Source organism: Candidatus Neptunochlamydia sp. REUL1 (assembly GCF_963457595.1).
Lineage (GTDB): Bacteria > Chlamydiota > Chlamydiia > Chlamydiales > Simkaniaceae > Neptunichlamydia.
Genome location: NZ_OY735137.1, coordinates 945,349 through 964,400, shown reverse-complemented (window position 1 = coordinate 964,400; position 19,052 = coordinate 945,349). Strand labels below are relative to the sequence as shown.

The following is a 19,052-nucleotide window of genomic DNA, read 5'->3' as shown; positions in this document are numbered from 1 at the left end:
AATTGAATAATATGAACGCGATACTGACTCTGAACTTTTTTTAGATGAGAAGCAATTGATAGCGAAAGAAAGATCGTTAATTCATATCCACAATAGTATTAATCTTTTAAATAAGATTTTTCTACTACTGCTCATTTCTGCTCTTGCTCTTCTTTTACTAAACATATTCACCGCTTCATTAGAAAAAGGCGGGGTAGTCATGCCCAAAAAGAAGAAAATGAACCCTTCGGTCTCAGCTTTTGAGTATGAAAAGATTGGCGAAGGCCCCCTTGCTGTTGATTCAGGGCTTCAGAGCTTTCCTTTTCCTGAGCTAAGTGGCAAGATTCTTTTTCTTGCCCGGTCGAGCCGTCCAGATAGTGAACTTATGGAGACACGTTATCTGTTGGGTCTTAAGGGGTCTCTAGAAAAAAGAGTCGTAGAGCAAGATCAAAAGCTGTATCTAACTTATGAAGAAGACCGTCTTGTCTTTTCCGAGAAAACAACGCCTTTATGGATTAAGCCAAAGCAAAACGGAGAGGAGAGAACCCTCTTGCAAATGGGAATCGATCTGGCTTCTAACCAAGGAGCTGTGCTTCTTTCTGAGACAAGAGAACATCTGATTAAAGAAGATTGGAAACCGTTAAAAAGGGAACAGGTGTTTCATCCTGAACTAATCGCAGGAATTGATGCTTTCGAAGGCGCTAAATGGTGGTCAGCTGATCGCCTTTTTGATCAATATGCTGGAGATGAATACCAAATTTACAAAGGACTTGAGCGTCTAGAAATTCTTGGAGAGCAAATTCTGTTTGTAGAGGAAGGGAGAACCTATGTTTGGAAGGAAGAAAAATGGAGTGTGGGCTCTGAAGAGGGATATCCCCTTGCAAGGGTCAAAGAGATCACCCCTTTTAAGATGAGCTTTGAGCTTTGGGATCCCTCGGGAATTGAAACTGTGCACATGACGTTTAATCGAGAAAGAGCGCGACCCATAGCGATTAGGTTGGAAGAGGTTTTTACGCGCCTAAGACAGAGAACAACGTCCCGCGTCTCTTGCCGTATCGATAATCGAGCCACGATATTAAAAGTTGGAGATTGGCTTTTCCATACAGATAGGGGATGGCACACTGTTAAAAATTCATACGAAATCGATGCCATTGTCAAGTTGAAGGTTATTGGAGAGCTTTTCATTTTTGATGGACTTGAAAGCAGCGATGGGAAGAAGGTTTTTTGCGGATCGCTTTTTGATCCAATGCGCACAGAGCTCCAATCTGTTCGCCTTCCTATTTCGCAAATGAAGACTCTTGAACATTCTCCTCCCCCTAAAAAGGGGAGATCGACTAAAATCCATTCTCCGGCTTCTAGCGAAATGGAAAGAAGTGGTTCAAGACTGAAGTCGCACCAGAGATTGCAGCCAATAGAGGATTACGAAGTTTTTGAAGAATAGAATCGCCTTCCTGTTATTATTGTGTATCTCCGCTTTACATGGGCAAACCATTGAAGAAAAGCGGGATTCCCTCCTCCTTCAGAAGGAAGAGAAGGAGCTCCGCAGTTTTTTAAACGAAATCAATGGCCAGCTCCGAAAGCTTCGTATTGTCATGGAAGAAAAGTATGAACTCGTCAATGAGTACCATAAAGACGGAGTAGGAGAGGGTGAATACCAAGACCTCTTAAAAGACGTGAATGGAATTCGTCGTGAAATTCAAGACCTCGAAAAAGAATGGCACAACCTTGTTGTTACCGAGGCAAAAAAAGAGGATGAGGGATACGCTCTTTGGGATCAGGAAGAGACTACTCTTTCCCAGTTGATCATGGAATATGGTTCGAGCGATTACCTATATGTGATCCCTCCAGAAGTTTTGTCGATGAAACTTCATATGCATTCTGACATTCCGATCCCTCGAGAGTCTTGGAATGACCTCCTAGAAATTGTTCTCTCTCACAATGGGATTGGGGTCAAACAACTCAACTCATACACACGACAGCTTTACATATTGAAGCAAGACTTGGTTGCAGTAGACCAAATTCTCAACGATCCCTGCGATCTACTGCGCATCCCCCCGAAAACACGTGTAGCCTACGTTTTTTCACCTCCTCCTGAGAGAATTAAAGGGGTGTCTCAGTTTTTTGAGCGGTTCCGTGACCCTAAAGTGACCTTTGTTTACCAGGTGGGGTATAAGATAGCGATCATCTCTTCTAAAGAAGAAGTGGAGAAGTTATTAGCCCTTTACGACGCTGTGTGGGAAAAAGAAAATGAAAAACTTACGCGCGTTTTTCCAATGGGCCGATTAAAGCCTGAGGAAATGGAAAAGATACTCATCGCCTATTTTGGTGATTTAACAAAAAAACCACGTGTTGGTTTAACAAAAGGAGAAGGGGATGACTTGGTCATCCTTCCTCTTAAGAGCGAAGGGTCCTTAGTTCTGATTGGTCCCAAAGACATGGTTGAGCGTGCAGAACGGATCATCAAAGAGACAGAAAGACAGATTGAAGACCCAATGGAGATGACAGTCTATTGGTACACCTGCCGTCATAGCGATCCAATCGATGTTGCTGAAGTTTTAGAAAAAGTCTATACGTCACTTATTTATTCAGGGATTGAAGGGCAAACGCCTCTTCCGGAGGCCAGTCCTCTCCCTCCTACCCGCTCATTAGAGCCTCCGCCTGAGCCACAACTCTCTCCGCCTACATATGGTCCTCCTCCCTATTCTACTGTTGTGCACCCTCCAACAGCGGTCGCTGCAACAATAGAAGCGCAAAAGGAAAAATCATTTACTACCAACTTTATTCCTGATCCAAAAACAGGTTCAGTCATGATGGTTGTCCGGCGTGACACACTGGATAAGATTAAGAACTTAATTCGAAAGCTTGATGTTCCGAAAAAAATGGTTCAAATTGAAGTCCTTCTTTTTGAAAAGAGGGTAAAAAATCAAAATGATTTTGGTCTTAACTTATTGCGTTTGGGTTCTGCTGCAACCAATACTCATGAAACCAGTTTAAAATATCAAACAAGTCCAGGGCTTGCTGCCAGGGGGATTGTAGACTTTTTTATTTTTAGAAAAAAACCGAACGACTTTTGGCCAGCATTTGATATCGCCTATAATTTTTTGATGGCGCAAGAAGATGTGAGAATCAATGCAGCGCCTTCTGTCACAACACTTAATCAAACCCCTGCGCAGATCTCTCTTGTTACAGAAATTTCAATTGATAATGGAGCTGCACCGATCGATTCGAATCAAGGAATAGGATTTCAGAAGTCCTATTCGCGTGCGCAATATGGAACCACGATGGTGATTACTCCAACCATTCATGATCCCGAACATCCAGACGATGAAAAACATTTTGTCACCCTTGAAACCAACATCACTTTTGATACGATTAAAAAGAACACGCAGGAAGACCGGCCTGCTGTTAGTCGGCGCCATGTTGAAAATCAAGTGCGCGTTATTGATGGTGAGACGGTAATTTTGGGTGGTCTCCGTGAAAAGACAGCGGAAGATTCAAGCAGTAAGCTGCCCTTTTTGGGAGAACTACCTGGAATTGGAAAGTTTTTTGGGGACTCCCGAATGACGGACGAAAAAACCGAAATGTTTATTTTCATTACCCCAAAAATTGTCTTTGATGTGAAGGGTGAGCATGAAAAACTCAGGATAGAGGCTGTTATGAAGCGGCCGGGAGACCTTCCTGAATTTTTAGAGAAGATGCAGGAGGCAAAGAAGTTAAGCAAAAAACGTCTCTTTGATAACAGTCTAAAACTTCTTTTTGGAAATGTCGATGGCTGATGTAGGAGATGATTATCTTTTTGCAGATCGTTTTGGCCTTGCTTCCATTTATGATCTTTCAAATAGCCCTTTTGTTGCTCGGGGAATTCAGAAGCTTCCTTATGGTTTTGTCAAACAGAAACTCGCACTTCCCATTGATGAAAAGGAAGGAAAGTTAGTCGTTGCAATTTCCCACCCTTACGACTTGGAGGTGTTAGAGGAAATTCGATGTATCACTGGGCAAGACATTGAAGAGGTCTTCTGTCCCCAAGCCTCTCTCGAAGAGGCAATTGAAAAATGTTACCACCAGGGTGAGAAGGAAGCCTCTCAGTTTATCGAAGGCCTCAAAAGGGAAGGGTTGGAAGTTTCTTCTGAAGAGAGAGAAGATGAATACGACCTACTTGATAAACAAGACGATTCCCCCATCGTTCGTCTGTTAAACATGATCATTATTGAAGCGATCCAACAGGGGTCGTCTGATATCCATTTCGAACCGCTTGAAAATGAAATGGCTATTCGGTATCGGATTGATGGCGTTCTTCAATTTCGTCACTCCCCTCCTCCAGACCTTTGTAAACAGCTTTTAACGCGCATTAAGGTGATGGCAAAGATGGATATTGCGGAGTATCGCCTTCCTCAAGACGGACGGATCAAGCTTCGGATGGGAGGAAGACAGATTGATTTTCGTGCGAGCACCGTACCTGTTGTTTGTGGAGAGCGGATTGTTCTTCGAATTCTTGATAAAAGCAACATTGTCTTGGGACTTGATAAGATTGGAATGGAAAAGGAGACTTTAGAAAACTTTCAAAAATATATCCATCAAAATCAAGGGATTGTTCTTGTCACAGGCCCAACAGGAAGTGGAAAGACGACGACCCTATATAGTGCGATTAATGAGATTCACTCGCAAGAAGTCAATGTGATGACTATTGAAGATCCCGTTGAATATAAGCTTGCGGGGATTGCGCAAATTGGAGTGAATCCAAAAATTGATCTTACGTTTGCAAAAGGGCTCCGCCATATTTTAAGGCAAGATCCTGATGTGATAATGATAGGAGAAATTCGGGATAAAGAAACCGCAGAAATCGCGATTCAATCTTCACTCACTGGTCATTTAGTATTAAGTACACTCCATACCAATGATGCTCCTTCAGCTCTTACGCGACTTGTTGATATGGGAATTGAACCCTACCTTCTTTCTTCTTCAGTGCTTGCTATCTTGGCGCAACGACTCGTTCGCCGTATCTGCGGCGAATGCAAAGAAGCCTATATGCCCACTTCGCAAGAACTCAAGGATTTGCAACTAAAGAAAGGAAAACTTTATAGGGGCAAAGGATGCAATGCGTGTTTTGGTTCCGGCTATCGGGGTCGAGTAGGAATTTATGAACTTATGCCAGTCACAGGTCCGATCAAACAGCAACTTCTCCTAAGTGCGGATGCAAACGCGTTGCAGAAAACAGCAACAGAATTAGGAATGGCATCTCTCCGCTCTGAAGGAGGAAAACTAGCGCAAGAAGGCATTACAACCACTGCTGAAGTTCTCCGGGTTACCCGGCAACTAGAACTCTACAATTAGTGAGATAGGTTCATGGCACTCTATCAATATACAGCGCTTTCTGGAGAAGGGCGGCGCAAAATGGGGATGATCAATGCTGATTCGATAGAGCTTGCTAAAGAACGTCTTCGGAAGCAGCAAATTCTTGTTACAAAATTGGTTTCCTATACAAAAAAAGGGGATCAGCTGACTCTGTCTTCAGCACTATTAGTCGGGTTTACAAGGGATCTTCATGTTCTTCTTAGAGCAGGGCTTCCTCTCTATGATAGTCTCCTAACCTTGGAAGAAAAGTATCGCCGCACCAAGCTCCATCCCATTTTCCTTGATTTGTGTGATCAGGTGAAAGAAGGGCGCCTTTTTTCAGAGGCGCTCAAGGATTATCCTAAGATTTTTGATCCTGTTTATCTCTCCTTAATCAGAGCCGGAGAAGAGTCAGGGTCTTTGCAACAGAGTTTTGCAGAGCTTGAAAAACTGATAGGTCGAGAACAAGCATTAAAGAAAAAACTCTCTTCCGCTATGATTTACCCCGCCTTTTTAGGAGTTTTTTGCCTCACAGTGATTTCTGTCCTTCTCTTTTTTCTCATTCCCTCTATGAGTGAGCTTTTTGAAGAGAGGCAACTTCATCCAATGACAGAAGCTGTTCTAGCACTTAGCCATTTCTTGAATGCGCATTCTTTCCTTCTTTTCATGACAGGTGCTGGCACTCTATTATTCTTTCTTTTTTTTCTTCGCCATCCCAGAGGTCAAGAAAAAGTGAAACGGGCTATGCTCCATGTCCCCATTGTCAAGCGGCTTTTCACTGAAACCATTATAGCACGTTTTTGCCGCGTTTTTTCCATCCTTTTTAACGGGGGCGTATCAATGATTGAATGTCTTCGCCTTGCAAAGAAAGTGATGAAGCATCCCTCATTTGAAGCGATTGTGACTGAGGCAGAGAAAAAAGTTCTTGAAGGGAGACGCTTGTCTGAAGAGTTTCAAAAGTCCCCACTGATTCCTACCCTTGTTGTTAGAATGCTCTCAATCAGCGAAGAGTCAGGTCGGGTTGCCGAGATGATGAACCATCTCTCAGATATTTACGAAGAAGATATTGAAAGAAGCTTAACGCGTCTGACCTCGTTTGTTCAGCCGGTGATGCTTCTTTTTTTAGGTGTAGTGGTGGCAGTGATCCTTTTAGCGGTCCTTCTTCCCCTTACCGATGTCAGTTCAATTTTACAATAAGGAAGAACCATGAAGAAAAAATATGCAATGACCCTCCTTGAAATCATGATTGTGATCTTCATCATCGGTATTATCGGAAGTGTGATTGGTTACAACATGCGAGGAAGTCTCGACAAAGGAAAAGCGTTTAAGACCAAAGAAGGTGTGAACAAGCTTTATGAGATCGTTCAACTTGAAGAGGCTCAAGGGAACCCTCTTAGTGCTGATCAAGATCTTGAGACAGCTATTGAGAGGCTACTCACGAATTCTGGGCTTGTTCGAAGGCCCTCTGATCTAATGAAAGATGGGTGGGGAAATACCTATGAATTTAAGCAAGATGGCAAAGAGCTACGCATCACCTCAGACAAATATGAGAGTTATTGTGAGGCCAAAGGAATTAAAGATAAGTATCCATGGGACAACGACGCGGATTCACACTCATAGAGCTTTTCCTCACCCTAGGCTTGATTGCTATGATGGGAAGTTTTCTTATCATTCAGGCAAAGCCCATGTTTGACCGGTATCAATTTCGCCAAGGGGTTTCAAAGCTTGAACGAGAGATTCTATTTTCAAAGCGTCTCTCTGAGGCGGCTCATGCAGATATCGAATTTGAGATTGAAGAGACCAAGCAGGGGTTAGAGTGCAAGCGGTTAACCGATGAACCGCTCAAGCTTCCTGGCACCATAGATACAGTGATCAAGATTCCTCACCTTCATTTAGAGGAGAAGAGGAAGCTTTCCGTGACCTTTACCGCTTCAGGGGCATTGATAGGTGAGAAGCAGTTTACCGTTTCGAATAACAAAGAAAAATCGGTCGTACAAGCACCTGTTTATTCGACTCATCAAAACAAACGCGAATCCCCTGGCTTTGCAGATTAGTAGAATAACCCTTTCTTTGGGGCGGGTCTCCTCAGTCGAGCAGCAGCAGCTGTGATTTCCGCTTCGTTTAATACCAAAAGATGGCTAAAGTGCTCTTTGATGAACTCTAGGATCTCTTTATTCCAGAAGACGACTTTACCTTCCCACTCATCTCTATGGTACGGATCCCATTTCACGACTGTGAGTTCTAACCTCTTCCAACCTAGGGGACGAAAGGTAAAAACCCTGTCAATAAACACCTTAACTTTCGGATAACGAGGCAGGTCTTTGATGCAGTCAAAACCATTAACTATAGTGGTTTTTATGGAGCTCAGGTCGATAGTTTCATCTGCTTTAGGAGCAAGTGCTATTGGAGAACTGCGAAGAGAGGCTAATGTGGGTGAGTACTCAATGTGGAGCGAATAATTGAAGAAATCATTTTTTTGAATCAGCCTTTTTTTTCTATCTTTACCTTCAATAAGGACTCCTGGAGTACCCACATTTTTTACGATCCCTTGAATTCGAGAGCCTCTTTCAACAAAGGAAACAATATATCCAATATCTATACTTCTTTTGAGTTCCAAATGTCTTATCCGATTGACGAATGACCCATATTTAAATTGTAAAGCCAAGGAAATTATCGGGACGGTAGTCAGAAGTATAATGCTCAAGTTTTCTAAAGTTAGAGATTGAAGTTCTTCTATCCAAGTGGCATCACCATGTTTCTTTTTTTGTGAATCCTCTGCTGTTTTATAAATAATGCCACAGAAGATGGCAGTCGAGAAAAGAAATAAAAGTAGTTGGAGAAAAAAAGATTTTAACTTTAAGTGTTTTTGATGAGAGGTATAAAGCCTTGCTTGGGGGAATTTTCGACCTCTTTTGCGGACATTGCACAGATGGATTGTCAAAATCAAAGCAAATAGGGTTGATAAAAAAATGATTCTTGCAGTTCCAGAAACTGCTCCTTTAAAGCAATATGCGATTACTACCAGTACAATAATTGGCAATGAAGCACTCATAGATCTTACGTAGAAGTAAATATCGATCTTTCTCAAAATTGTGTGCGGTGTAAACACATCTTTTAACACTGTAAAAACAAAGAATCCGATAACAGCAGCAAAGAAAACTAATAGAAAAAAGATCTGTGCCCATTGACCCAAAGTAGCTAAGTTTGGGTCCAAAAGAAAGAGTGTCAAAAGACATGAAAAAAAAAGAAACATACAAAAATCTTTTAATAGACTACTCCATTGCATCCATTGAGGTTGAGGGCGCGGGTTTCTTCGCATGGCTTTTTTGGTATGAAATAGAATAGTCGAAGCAATTGCTAATAGGAAAGGGAACATAATCATTAAAGCGCTTTGTTTATCGAACACTAGTAGGTCTATGATATTCGTCATAAAAAATTTCCCTTGTGGAACCGTTAGGCAGGTTCATTTTAGAAAGGCCTGAGAGGCCATACTCATATGTTGCTATTTCTTGCGTAGGATCTATCGTTTGAACAAGCCTGCTCAATGAGTCATAAAAGTAATGAGTTTTTCGGAGCGAAGAGTCGATATAAGATGTCAAATTTCCTCCGGTATCGTAGTTAAAACAAATGGTCTCCCCTTGTGAGGAGATTTTTGTAATGTGGTCGCGATTATCGTATTCATATTGGATTGTTTTCCCTTGGGCCTTTGCTTTGATTAGGCGATGTCTTGTGTCATACTCTCTGGTGACTATGATCCCGTTGGGGAGTTCGATTTGGGTAGGGAGTTCTTGGTGGTTATAGATGTAGGTTTCTGTCTGGCCATCTGGGAAGGTGATGGACTCCAGGAGGTTGGAACCGTCTTGATAGGTATAGGTTGTGAGGTACTTTGGATTTCCTTCGATCAGAGATTGCCCATTGGAGATTGCAATAGAGGATAGAACAAAGGGACGGTAAAGGGCGATCAAACGTCCTAAGGAGTCATATTCATAGACAGATTTAATTCCTTCGCCATCGATCTTTTGTGTAAGCTGACCTCGGGAGTTGTATGAAAAATGCTGCGTTCCTTCGTAAGGGCTTGCAATCTTGGAAACCCTTCCTGAAGCATCATACTCATAATCTACTTCAAGCCCACCGCTTGTGACAATTTTTTGTGGGCCATTGCCCTGACCATAGGTAACTTGAATGTCTCTACCCAGGGTATCTTTGATGAGCTGCGGGCGATATTGAGAGTCAAAATGATGCGTATAAGAAGAAAAGGTGCTTGTAAACCCCGCAGATCGATCATTGAGATTAAAGTCTTGGGTTATAAGTTGGTTTCCGATTGTTTGCTGCGTCGCACGGTGATATTTGTCGTACTTGGCTTCAAAGACCTTGTTTCCTAGACCATTATAGATCAAAGAAAGCCTATTATTCTCGTCATAATCATAGCTTGAGAGATTGCCTCCATTATCTCTCACGTCTTGGAGCTGTCCTTTAGAATCATAATCATAGAAAAGGGTTTTTCCGCCAGGTCCAGAAATAGATGTCAGTAGAGCTCCTACATACTCTAAGACAAGAGACTGCCCTGAAGAATGAGAGATCTCTAGGAGCTGCGTATTTTCGTAATGGTAGGTGAGCCCATTGCCATGATGATCTAGAAAATAAATGAGAGTGCCTTGGGAGTCAAAGGTAAGAGTTTCATTTTGCCTATGCCATAAAAAGTTGTTTTGACTGTCCTGCAGGATGTAGGAGTCAGACCCTTCCCTTTTGTAGAGTGGTTGTTGCTCTTGATTTAATCCAGAAAGGGAGTAGATAGACTCAATGCCCTCCATTCGGGTGATCACTTGCGGATAAAGATTCAAGCTTGCGCCATTACTAAAGCTAAAAGGAGTGAGAGCATGATTAAAATGGATTTTGGCTGGGACGTTATCCCATCCCCTCCCAAAGAGACCATTTTCATCGTTAAAGGAGCTGTAAGTGCGGACAAAAGATAGGGGGATAGACTCTCCAGGATAAAAGAAATCGACAAATGTTTTACGGACCCCGCCCACCTTGAGTGATTTTCCGGCTTGGCTAGCAACTGCAGTCATCCCATTTCCGAAATCCCAGCTTGATGCTGTATCATCAGGACGTTCTCTCAAAATTTCTTCTTTGATTTGATCCATTTGAGCGTTTTTTCGTATAAAATAGTTTTCTTCATTTAGAGTGTAGGCAACTCCTCCAACCAGGTATTGTCCTTCACTCATATTCGCTGCGATCGGTGAATATTTGGGAGTCTTAAAATAGTTTGGAGTATAGGACCGAAAAAATGAGAGGTCAAAAGGGAGATTTTTCTCGCAGATCCACTTAACAACCGCTGTGATTTTCCCTAGTCTTTTTAATTCGGTTAAGATGGGATATTCTTGAGAGAAATGGTCGTAGTACTTAGTAAAATGGTAGGCAAATCTTTCTGCTGCCCGGTCGTCGATAAAGCCTTTTTTCATTAGAGTAGATTCTGTAAGGATCTCCATTCGGGCTTCACTAAAGGCCATAGAGTTTCCATCCGGAGACTCAGCAAGGGAGATCCTTTGGGGGACAAACCATAGACGACAGTAGGTGTTAGTTGAAGGGTTTCCTTCCTCTTCTCGAAGTGCTTGCAGGCTTTTGTATCCTGGTACGGAAGACTTCACTGTTTTCCCCGTCACGTTATCTCTACCAAGAGACAAAACTTTAAGGACTCTATCAGCTTCAAACATCACCTGCCCAAAGCGGGTGTTTTCTGTTTCTCCAAAGTAAGTGACAGCCATGCGACCGCCTGTTTGTTTTTTCGGATTCTTGTAGCCAGGTTCCATGGAAACTCCAGGGCTTTCAGGTCCCTTAGCTCCAAGCCCATAAATAGATCGAACGGCTACTGCTAAATCATCCATATCCATCTGCGGTAGAGCAAGATTTTTCCTTCCATAAAGGATCATTTGATCTGTTTTCGCGTCATAGATTACTCCTGAAATCTCACTCAGTTCCGTCAAGAACTCGGCGCTTTTGTCAAGTAACACTCCCCCATAGTTGGGGCGACAAAAGTGGAGGTCGATAAAACTTGAATGGGTATCTCTCCCCAAAAAACTTCCTGAAGAGGAGCCGTCTCCAATTAAAATAGCTCCCTCCCGCGGCAAGAAGTTAGGATGAATATGGTGCTTTTCTCTAGAAATCCAATCACACAAAATCGCAGGATTTGAAACGTCTCCGTCCTCTTGCAGCCCAAAATGGGGATGAGGATAGCCAACTGCGTCCAATGCTTTGATCACATGATCAACGCAGTTGTTTCCAATGAGACTATAGTTGTTATCATACATAGCTCTTAAGGCACGGCTTTGCATTTCTGGCGCGATCCAGACTCTCATGTGTACCGTCTTGTCACATAATGATTTGATATTGTCATTTGGCCGAAAGTCCGGCCCTGGATATACTCCTACATAGAATCGATTTTCATTCACATCAATGCCCCCAACCCACGCATGTCCGCCCAAAGATACTTCTCCACTTGGAAGGATTGTCCCGGGAGGATTAGAGTAGAGGTCTAGGGGTACCATGATTTCACTAAGCCCATCAGGATCGATATAGGTCAGAGGATTATTGAGAGCAAAAGCATAAGGGTTGAGTGTTTGGGTTTTCTTGAGGTTTCCCAGGAAAGAATCTGGGGAAATAAAGCGCCCTATTGCTGGGTCGTAATATCTGTGGCGAAGATAGATGAGTCCCGTTTCTTCATCTCTTTCTTCACCGTTAAAGCCGTAAGATACTTGAGAAGTGCCCGAATGAGGGACCCCAAAAGGGTCATACTCAAGTTCTGTAACCGTTCCATCGTGATTGACAAGGTGAGAAACACTTTTTCCAGGATGAGAATAAAGAAAATAGGAAGACCCCTCTTCCGTTTTTTGAGCTGCTCTAGAGAGTCCATAAGAATATTTCTTGGTTTCTCCATCTGGAGTGATTTCCACCAAGACCCGGCTTAGAGGAGAAATAGGATCATTGATAAAATGTGTTTTTTCCCCATTAACTGTTTTAGAAACGCGGTGCCCCAAGCCATCATACTCAAATTCAACTTGGGACGCTCCGTCATCATAAGAAACGAGCTTTCCCGCGGGATCATAAGAATAAAACACCTTTTTCCCCGGGGAATTTTTTTGAACTAGGTTTCCTACGCTGTCATACTCATAACGGGTATTTCCTTCCTGAATTAAGCGGTTATGACTGTCATAAACGTAACAGATTGTTTCCGAAGCTGTTTCTTTTGTGAGTCTGTTTCCTAATGCGTCGTAGCTATAGCGTTCAAACTCGCCATTGCTACTCTTTGCGAGGACAAGCCGGTTGAGAAGGTCGTATTCATATGTGGTCGTTTCGTTATGATCTGGGGTTTTCTTCTCCATGGAGATGCAATTTCCCCCTTTATCATAGCTGTAGTGGTAATGCGCGATCAATCTTTCTTGATGTTGATGGAGAACCTCCGAAATATTAAAGGAAGTGTCATAGACATAAGAGGTTGAGGTTTCATTAGGAAGGGTTTCTTTTAGAATTAAATTTGTTGCATCATCATATTCATAATGGGTAGTACCAGAAGAATCCTTCATCTGCATCAGGCGTCCGCTGGCGTCATATTTATAATCGATGGTCTCTCCGTCTGGATAAGTCATTTGAGTCAATTGCCCGCTAACGTTGTATTGGTAGGCGATCTCTTTTCCAAAAGGAAGTTTGACTCTATCAACTTGATTCAACAGCGTGTGAGAAAAAGTTGTTGCTCCTAAAGGTCCTTCGATTGCTGTTAAGCGGCTATTGAAATCGTAGGAATAGAAAAATTTTTTATTGTTGGGATGACGTGCTTCAGCTAATCTGCCAATGGGGTCGTATTTGTAGCATATTTCTCCATTCCCAGGAATGTATGCTTTAGAAATATTCCCATTGATATCGTAGGCGTAATCAGCAAAGAGAGAAAGAGAGAATAAAAGACCAAAAGCAAGTAAATAGAACTTTTTCATTTCTATAAACAATAAAGACTCTCCCACTTATAGCTAAGTGTGGGCTTTTGGTTATTAGTATCGATTACAGAATGATCTAAACGAAAAGCATAGTCGCAATACTTGTTTTTAAAAAACATTTTTAACACCTCTACTGGAAATGGTTCCTCAACATGAGGAATAAAACAGTTTAACCTTCCAAATGGGATATAGTTTCCCCTATTTCTTAACTTGACAAAAAGATAAAGTTCATTAGCTTCCAGTAATTGGTTGTTAGTCAGTTGTGCGATATCATAATCTGGTTCTGTTGAATTGAAAGCGGCTTTAAGCTGCTCTTGATTGACGATATAACACTGAACATCGATATGCTTTGCGTACTGTGGGCGTGAGAACATCAAATGAGACCCCGGATCCATATTGACCGCCTCAGTTGGGATCATAAATAGAAGAAATAGGGTTGCAGCGATTGAAAAAAGGTTTTTTTTAATCATGGAGTTTTCCTTATTTTAACGGATAACAATCGAGGGTATTCCATTCGTATGTGATGACTGGCTTAGGGTCCAAAGGCCAAATAAGTCCCGTGTCAAAACACATGATAAAATCGTAATAGGTTTCCATTTTTTTGGGCATCTTCATGATTTTGATGGGGAAGGGGTATCCACAACAAGGAACAAAACAGTGAAGCATTCCGGAGGCTGCCATATCTCCAGTATTCTTTACACGGATGAGAAAATAGACAACTGAGTCAAGATCGAGCTCTTTAGTTGTTAGTTGGGTGATGGATGGATTCTCTTGGTTTAAGAACTCTCCAAGTTGCTCTTTTGTGACAATATAACATTGGACATCAATATGTTTTGCGTATGTTAGGTCTGACTGTGATTTGTTTGGAGCGGAATCTACCGTCTTGGTTTTAGGGGTGCAAGAGGCCAGCATTAAAATAGCTATTATAAAAAATGCTCTCATGGTTCGCTCCTTTTTGTAAAGGAAGGTTTAGACTAGCGCACACAACTTTTTAAACTCAAGGACGAAAAGAGAAAGAAAAGTCGATTGGTATTATCACATGGATGAGGCTTCCTTGAGGATTTGTTTTACAGTTTCAGGAGTGGGGTCGATATAAAAAAATTAGTAGGTGAGAAGGATTAGTGAAACGGGAGTTTTCTCTATGGGGGAATCAGGGAAAATTGTTAGGGGTGTGTTGAATTAGCCTTTCTTCTTTGGTAGAGAAAAAAAGATCTAAGCAGTATGATGAAGGGAAAAATATTTTTGGTGATGACAATGAAATTTAAAGCACTTCTATTCAGCCTGGCGCTACTGCCTATGCTCGTCTTTGGACAGGAAATAATTGACACTGCGATTGCTCCCGTGGCAACGGAACTAAAGGTTCGGATGCCTGAGTGGAGCCCGAAAGTTTTTGAGCAGTTTCCTAATGGAGCTCCAAAACTAGTTCTCTTTTACTCAGAGAATGATAGAGGGGAAGAAGAAGCTGTAAAGCGGATACACTTTTATGAAGGTGGACGTCCGATGGAAGAAACTGATCTGACTGTTGTTGATGAAAAATCACCAGGTTTTGAAGCTTGGAAATCAACTGTTGTTCCCCATGGAGTGAGTGTTCGATTTAGAGAGAGTGGAGAGGTTGAGAGACTTGTTTATTTTGATCGCGGACTGCTGCAAGGGCCGATGAAGGTTTTTTATCCAAAGGGCCAACTCAACCATGTAACGACATTTAAGGAAGGAAATCCTGAAGGAAAGATCTATTCCTATCATGAAAATGGTCAAACCCTTGCTGAAGGCACCTATAAGGATGGGAAGCTTGAAGGTGACTATGTGCGTTTCTTTGCCTCTGGCAAAAGGGAAGTCTTAATTCCTTATGTTGAGGGAGAAATCCATGGCAAGCTCATTGAGTGGTATGAAAGTGGAAGCGAAAAGGTTGAAAACCGTTTTGCGCATGGAAAACTTCATTCAGAAGGAAATCAATCTGCTGTAATTCATTATGATGAAAATCATACCATCGTTGAACTGCAAGACTTTTTTCAGGGGAATCCTCACGGAGACCACATCAAGTATCATCCGAATGAGCGCCAAAGCTACCATGTTCGATATGTCAATGGACAGATCGATGGAATGGAGCAATGGTTCAACAGTGATGGAAAGGTTGTTGGAGAAAGTGAATACGTTCAAGGAAAAAAAGTAGGCAAGCACTGGAAAAAACATGAGAATGGGACAATGGCTTATCTCGCCACTTATGATAAAAAGGGGCGGTTAAAAGAACCCATTCGGGAATTTGATGAAAACGGTCAGAGAATTGCCGAATACTCAATAAATCAAAATGGACAGTATGAAGGGAGCCTCCAGGCTTGGTATTCAGATGGAAAATTAAAGGCGGATTGTTTCTACGTTGATGGTGAATTTGATGGAGAGCAAAAACAGTATTTTTCTTCAGGACAGCTTAAACTGCATGGTCATTATAAAAATAAGGTCAAAGAGGGGCTATTCCAAGAGTGGCATGAAGATGGGAAACTTGCTTTTGAAGGAAACTTCAAGGAAGGGAACAAAGATGGCGAATTTATCGATTGGTATCCTAATGGGCAAATGAGCATGCATAAAAACATCAAAAATGCTCTTTTTGATGGTGATCAAAGAGAATGGTATGAAGATGGAACGGCAAAACTAGAAGCACGCTACGAAATGGGGAAGAAAGATGGGACGTTTAGAAGCTGGAATGAGAAAGGGCAGCTTCTTTTTGAAGGAGCCTTCGATCAAGACCATCCGATAGGGAGTCATGTTGCTTATTACGATTCAGGACAAAAAATGGAAAACTTCCATTTTCTCGATGGGAAAAAAGAAGGAAAGCATGATCAGTATTATTTAACAGGTCAGCTTAAATTGACTGAAACCTTTAAGGGAGATCTGCTTGATGGTGTGTCTCTCGGATATTACGAGGATGGATCTGAAGCATTTATCCGAAACTTTAAGAGCGGTGTTTCAGTAGGGAAACAGAAGGAATTTTTCCCTCCATCAGAGAAAAAGGAAGCTGCTGCGGCAAATCTGTACTCTTATAATGAGAAAGGAGAGCTTCATAGCGAGCAGAAGACATTTTATCCTAGTGGGGCAATCAAGACACAGATTGCTTACGAAGATGGGCAGCTGCATGGCTTAAAAGGGCTCTGGGATGAAGAAGGGGCCCTCCTCGAAGAGTCCAAGTATGTCAAAGGAAAGATAGAAGGACGCCATTTTGAAAAAGATCAAGAAGGACGAGAGATTGTTTACAATTACAAAAACAATCGCCGAGAAGGACCTCACTTTGTCTATTATCCTCTTGATGTGACTGATGGTGAGAAAGTCAAAGCGATTGAAGCTTTTTATAAAGACAATAAATTGCACGGAGAAGCAGCAGAATACGATCCAAGTGGTGCAAAAATCAGTGTGACGACTTATAAGGCTGGGGTAAAAGATGGTGATGCTGAGTTATTTCATCGCAATGGAAAGACTGCAATCCGTCTCACATTTAAAAATGACCTTAGAGAAGGAGCATCTTATCAGTACTATCCAACGGGTCAGGTTTATAAAGAAGTAGAATTCCAAAAAGACCAGAAAGCAGGAAATGAAAAAACCTACTTTACGGATGGGCGTTTAAATAGCGTCTATGGCTATTTGGAAGGACAACTTGAAGGAAAGGCGCAGCATTGGAATGAATCTGGTGTGCTCATCTTTGAAGCTGAATACAAAGATGGAAAGCAGCATGGAAAATTCATGAAATACTACGACAACGGAAAGCCTCGCCTCGAACAGTATTTTGTTGAGGGAAAGCTAGAGGGTGTTAAGAAGAGTTTTGATGCAGAGGGAAATGTGGTTGAAACCCGCTATGAAAATGGCGTTAAAGCTTCCTAACAAAGACTACTTGACAACGCTATCTAATAATTTCGTAAAGGAAGGTGCTTCCCACCTTCCTTTTCTTTTTCACCTTCAGGTGAGTTAGCTCAGGAAAGACAAGCTCTTTATTTCCACTCTCTTCAAGGAAGAGAAGCCCTCCTACATGTAGGAGGTGAAGAGAATCAACTAAGGCTAGAGCTTTTTCTGCGAGTCCTTTTTCGTAAGGGGGATCGATATAAATCAGATCAAATGACTTCCCTTTCAATTTATGGATAAGAGTAAACACATCCCCTGCATAAAGGGTGGAGAGTGGAGAGAGATCAAGATCATTTAAGTTTTCACGAAGAGCCTTTATAGTTAAGGGGTTTTTCTCGATGAAGGTTGCCTCTGTAGCTCCCCGACTCAAAGCCTCAATTCCCATGGCTCCAGATCCTGCAAAAAGGTCGAGAAATTGAGCTTTTTCGATATAATGTTGGCAAATATTAAAGACTGACTGACGAAGTTTCTCAGACGTAGGACGTGTTGCATTTCCCTTGGGGGTCTTTAGAGATTGATTTTTTAAAAAGCCTCCAGTAATTCTCATGCTCTTATTCCTAAAATCTAGTTTTTCACCGGATGCATTGCTACGATTGCTTTATTTATTATTCTTTTATATGTCTCATGCTCTTTTTTACGTGTATCTAGGTTACTTAAAAGCACCTCCTTATTTGCTCTTGCCGTTTCGAGATCATTAGGAGGAGCAAGGAGAATATATGCGCCTCTTGCAGGAGACATCTGTGGAAGCCTCACGTTTGGGTAAGGAGCTGCTCTATGCTGGATACCAGTCGGCAGAGCTCGTGTTCTATGATTAGCCAACACGATAGGTTGATACGAAGGAATTTCTTTTCCTAAAGCTTGTTGCACTCTCAGTATTTCGGGAAGTAAGATACCTTGAAGCTGATCTTTTATACCCATAATTTCATCATTCTCTATATGTGAATACAATTTTTTGGTTCGATCATCTCTTTCATCAGACGACATGTTGTTAAGTTGATAACTACAGTAAAGCATTATTGTCGTAATAAGATAGGCAGCAAGGGAAGAAGGAGTTGAGATTATGGCTGAAGCCCACGTGCTAGGGAGCTGGAAGTCTTTAGGGCCACAAATATAGCGGCATTGTTTGCCGAAAATTTTTCCTATAGATATCAGTGATCCTGTTAGTATAATCGTAGGGAAAACCTGATGATTCTTTTTACTATGAGCAAGGTTTTTAGCAGAGAAATATGTTGTTGCTAAGGTGGCAAGTCCCATTTGGGGGTTAATACTTGGAACTGTATAGGTCAAACAAGCAGATAAGACAAACACTCCAGTCGCTGTTGCAATAGTTTTTTCCTCGGTAGCATTTTCTGTGTTAAGGTGGATGATTCCTTTTGCTGCTAGAGAAGAAGCGTCTACAATAGCATGTAATGTTAAAAGAGAGGACAGGATAGATAAAGGTCCTTTTATTAGGAAAGAGATTTTAGAGACACTAGGGTTAACCCAACTATCACGATACCCTCTGCCGATAAGCGATCCAAGAGCGATGATATGGATCAGTCGCATTGAAAAGGGGACACTATCCTTTTTTGAGTTGCTAAACCAAGATTTGGCCCATAAGAACCAAGAGGGGTTTTTAGATTGCTGATCTTTTTCAAAGGTTATGCCAGTATAGGTTATTGAACTGATCCCCATTGTGTATAGATAGGCATTTTCTGACCCTTTATACGCAAGGGCTGTAAAAATAATTCCTGCTGCAATGAAACTAATTTTTTTATTTAGAGAGCTTGGCTCATAGGTTAAACATTTTTTTAGAACAGATTTTTCCTGCCCTGGTAAATATCTGGCAATTTCCATGGAAACAGATTTTTTTTAAATTTAAGAAAATTCTAA

The 19,052-nt window shown here is 41.7% G+C and carries 13 protein-coding genes; 7 read left to right on the top strand and 6 right to left on the bottom strand.

All coding sequences use genetic code 11. The annotated features are described in order from the left end of the window. The first annotated feature begins 199 nt into the window (after positions 1-199). Genes R2I63_RS05385 through R2I63_RS05360 form a run of 6 tightly spaced genes read left to right on the top strand, consistent with a single transcriptional unit; the run spans position 200 to position 7,364 of the window. Positions 200-1,420 (top strand): hypothetical protein, encoded by a 1,221-nt coding sequence (locus tag R2I63_RS05385; RefSeq protein WP_316359659.1) that lies wholly within the window; start codon positions 200-202, stop codon positions 1,418-1,420. Continuing rightward, positions 1,410-3,755: a secretin N-terminal domain-containing protein gene (locus R2I63_RS05380; protein WP_316359658.1), complete on the top strand. Its 2,346-nt coding sequence runs from the start codon at positions 1,410-1,412 to the stop codon at positions 3,753-3,755. The genes R2I63_RS05385 and R2I63_RS05380 overlap by 11 nt, the downstream gene beginning before the upstream one ends. Then, entirely contained in the window at positions 3,748-5,310 is a 1,563-nt protein-coding gene (gspE, locus tag R2I63_RS05375) for a type II secretion system ATPase GspE (protein WP_316359655.1), read from the top strand. The genes R2I63_RS05380 and gspE overlap by 8 nt, the downstream gene beginning before the upstream one ends. A 12-nt stretch (positions 5,311-5,322) precedes the next feature. After that, the gene (locus tag R2I63_RS05370) at positions 5,323-6,507 is read left to right on the top strand and encodes a type II secretion system F family protein (RefSeq protein ID WP_316359653.1); all 1,185 of its coding nucleotides are present in this window, start codon (positions 5,323-5,325) and stop codon (positions 6,505-6,507) included. Between the two features lie 9 nt (positions 6,508-6,516). Continuing rightward, positions 6,517-6,930, top strand: a complete 414-nt coding sequence (locus tag R2I63_RS05365) for a prepilin-type N-terminal cleavage/methylation domain-containing protein (protein ID WP_316359651.1) — start codon at positions 6,517-6,519, stop codon at positions 6,928-6,930. After that, positions 6,900-7,364 (top strand): type II secretion system protein, encoded by a 465-nt coding sequence (locus R2I63_RS05360; RefSeq protein WP_316359649.1) that lies wholly within the window; start codon positions 6,900-6,902, stop codon positions 7,362-7,364. The genes R2I63_RS05365 and R2I63_RS05360 overlap by 31 nt, the downstream gene beginning before the upstream one ends. Here the strand turns inward: R2I63_RS05360 and R2I63_RS05355 are convergent. The 4 genes from R2I63_RS05355 to R2I63_RS05340 are packed head-to-tail and all read right to left on the bottom strand — an operon-like array spanning position 7,361 to position 14,237. After that, positions 7,361-8,740 (bottom strand): hypothetical protein, encoded by a 1,380-nt coding sequence (locus R2I63_RS05355; RefSeq protein WP_316359647.1) that lies wholly within the window; start codon positions 8,738-8,740, stop codon positions 7,361-7,363. The genes R2I63_RS05360 and R2I63_RS05355 overlap by 4 nt on opposite strands. Beyond that, positions 8,706-13,295, bottom strand: coding sequence for an RHS repeat-associated core domain-containing protein (locus R2I63_RS05350; protein ID WP_316359645.1), 4,590 nt, complete (start codon positions 13,293-13,295; stop codon positions 8,706-8,708). Before R2I63_RS05350 ends, R2I63_RS05355 begins: the two co-directional genes overlap by 35 nt. 2 nt (positions 13,296-13,297) lie before the next feature. Continuing rightward, a complete protein-coding gene (locus R2I63_RS05345) occupies positions 13,298-13,765 on the bottom strand; it encodes a hypothetical protein (protein ID WP_316359631.1) in 468 nt (155 codons plus the stop codon). A gap of 10 nt (positions 13,766-13,775) precedes the next feature. Then, positions 13,776-14,237: a hypothetical protein gene (locus R2I63_RS05340; protein WP_316359625.1), complete on the bottom strand. Its 462-nt coding sequence runs from the start codon at positions 14,235-14,237 to the stop codon at positions 13,776-13,778. Positions 14,238-14,549: 312 nt separating this feature from the next. Between R2I63_RS05340 and R2I63_RS05335 the strand changes: the two genes are divergently transcribed. Further along, complete coding sequence (locus R2I63_RS05335; RefSeq protein WP_316359620.1) at positions 14,550-17,162, top strand: toxin-antitoxin system YwqK family antitoxin; 2,613 nt, start codon at positions 14,550-14,552, stop codon at positions 17,160-17,162. A 19-nt stretch (positions 17,163-17,181) separates the two neighbouring features. On the opposite strand, the gene rsmD is transcribed toward R2I63_RS05335, so the two are convergent. After that, on the bottom strand, positions 17,182-17,727 hold the full coding sequence (gene rsmD, locus R2I63_RS05330) for a 16S rRNA (guanine(966)-N(2))-methyltransferase RsmD (protein ID WP_316359615.1): 546 nt from the start codon (positions 17,725-17,727) through the stop codon (positions 17,182-17,184). 17 nt (positions 17,728-17,744) lie between these two features. Continuing rightward, positions 17,745-19,016 carry a hypothetical protein gene (locus tag R2I63_RS05325; RefSeq protein WP_316359612.1) on the bottom strand — a complete coding sequence of 424 codons (1,272 nt, stop codon included), beginning with the start codon at positions 19,014-19,016 and terminating at the stop codon, positions 17,745-17,747. Between the last annotated feature and the right edge of the window lie 36 nt (positions 19,017-19,052).

Bases quoted from the DNA above. Each gene is read 5' to 3' on its own strand.
- R2I63_RS05365 (WP_316359651.1), top strand. From the start codon at position 6,517: ATGAAGAAAAAATATGCAATGACCCTCCTTGAAATCATGATTGTGATC.
- R2I63_RS05340 (WP_316359625.1), bottom strand. From the start codon at position 14,237: ATGAGAGCATTTTTTATAATAGCTATTTTAATGCTGGCCTCTTGCACC.
- R2I63_RS05355 (WP_316359647.1), bottom strand. From the start codon at position 8,740: ATGACGAATATCATAGACCTACTAGTGTTCGATAAACAAAGCGCTTTA.
- R2I63_RS05335 (WP_316359620.1), top strand. From the start codon at position 14,550: ATGAAATTTAAAGCACTTCTATTCAGCCTGGCGCTACTGCCTATGCTC.
- R2I63_RS05350 (WP_316359645.1), bottom strand. From the start codon at position 13,295: ATGAAAAAGTTCTATTTACTTGCTTTTGGTCTTTTATTCTCTCTTTCT.
- R2I63_RS05385 (WP_316359659.1), top strand. From the start codon at position 200: ATGCCCAAAAAGAAGAAAATGAACCCTTCGGTCTCAGCTTTTGAGTAT.
- R2I63_RS05370 (WP_316359653.1), top strand. From the start codon at position 5,323: ATGGCACTCTATCAATATACAGCGCTTTCTGGAGAAGGGCGGCGCAAA.
- gspE (WP_316359655.1), top strand. From the start codon at position 3,748: ATGGCTGATGTAGGAGATGATTATCTTTTTGCAGATCGTTTTGGCCTT.
- R2I63_RS05345 (WP_316359631.1), bottom strand. From the start codon at position 13,765: ATGATTAAAAAAAACCTTTTTTCAATCGCTGCAACCCTATTTCTTCTA.
- R2I63_RS05360 (WP_316359649.1), top strand. From the start codon at position 6,900: ATGGGACAACGACGCGGATTCACACTCATAGAGCTTTTCCTCACCCTA.
- rsmD (WP_316359615.1), bottom strand. From the start codon at position 17,727: ATGAGAATTACTGGAGGCTTTTTAAAAAATCAATCTCTAAAGACCCCC.
- R2I63_RS05325 (WP_316359612.1), bottom strand. From the start codon at position 19,016: ATGGAAATTGCCAGATATTTACCAGGGCAGGAAAAATCTGTTCTAAAA.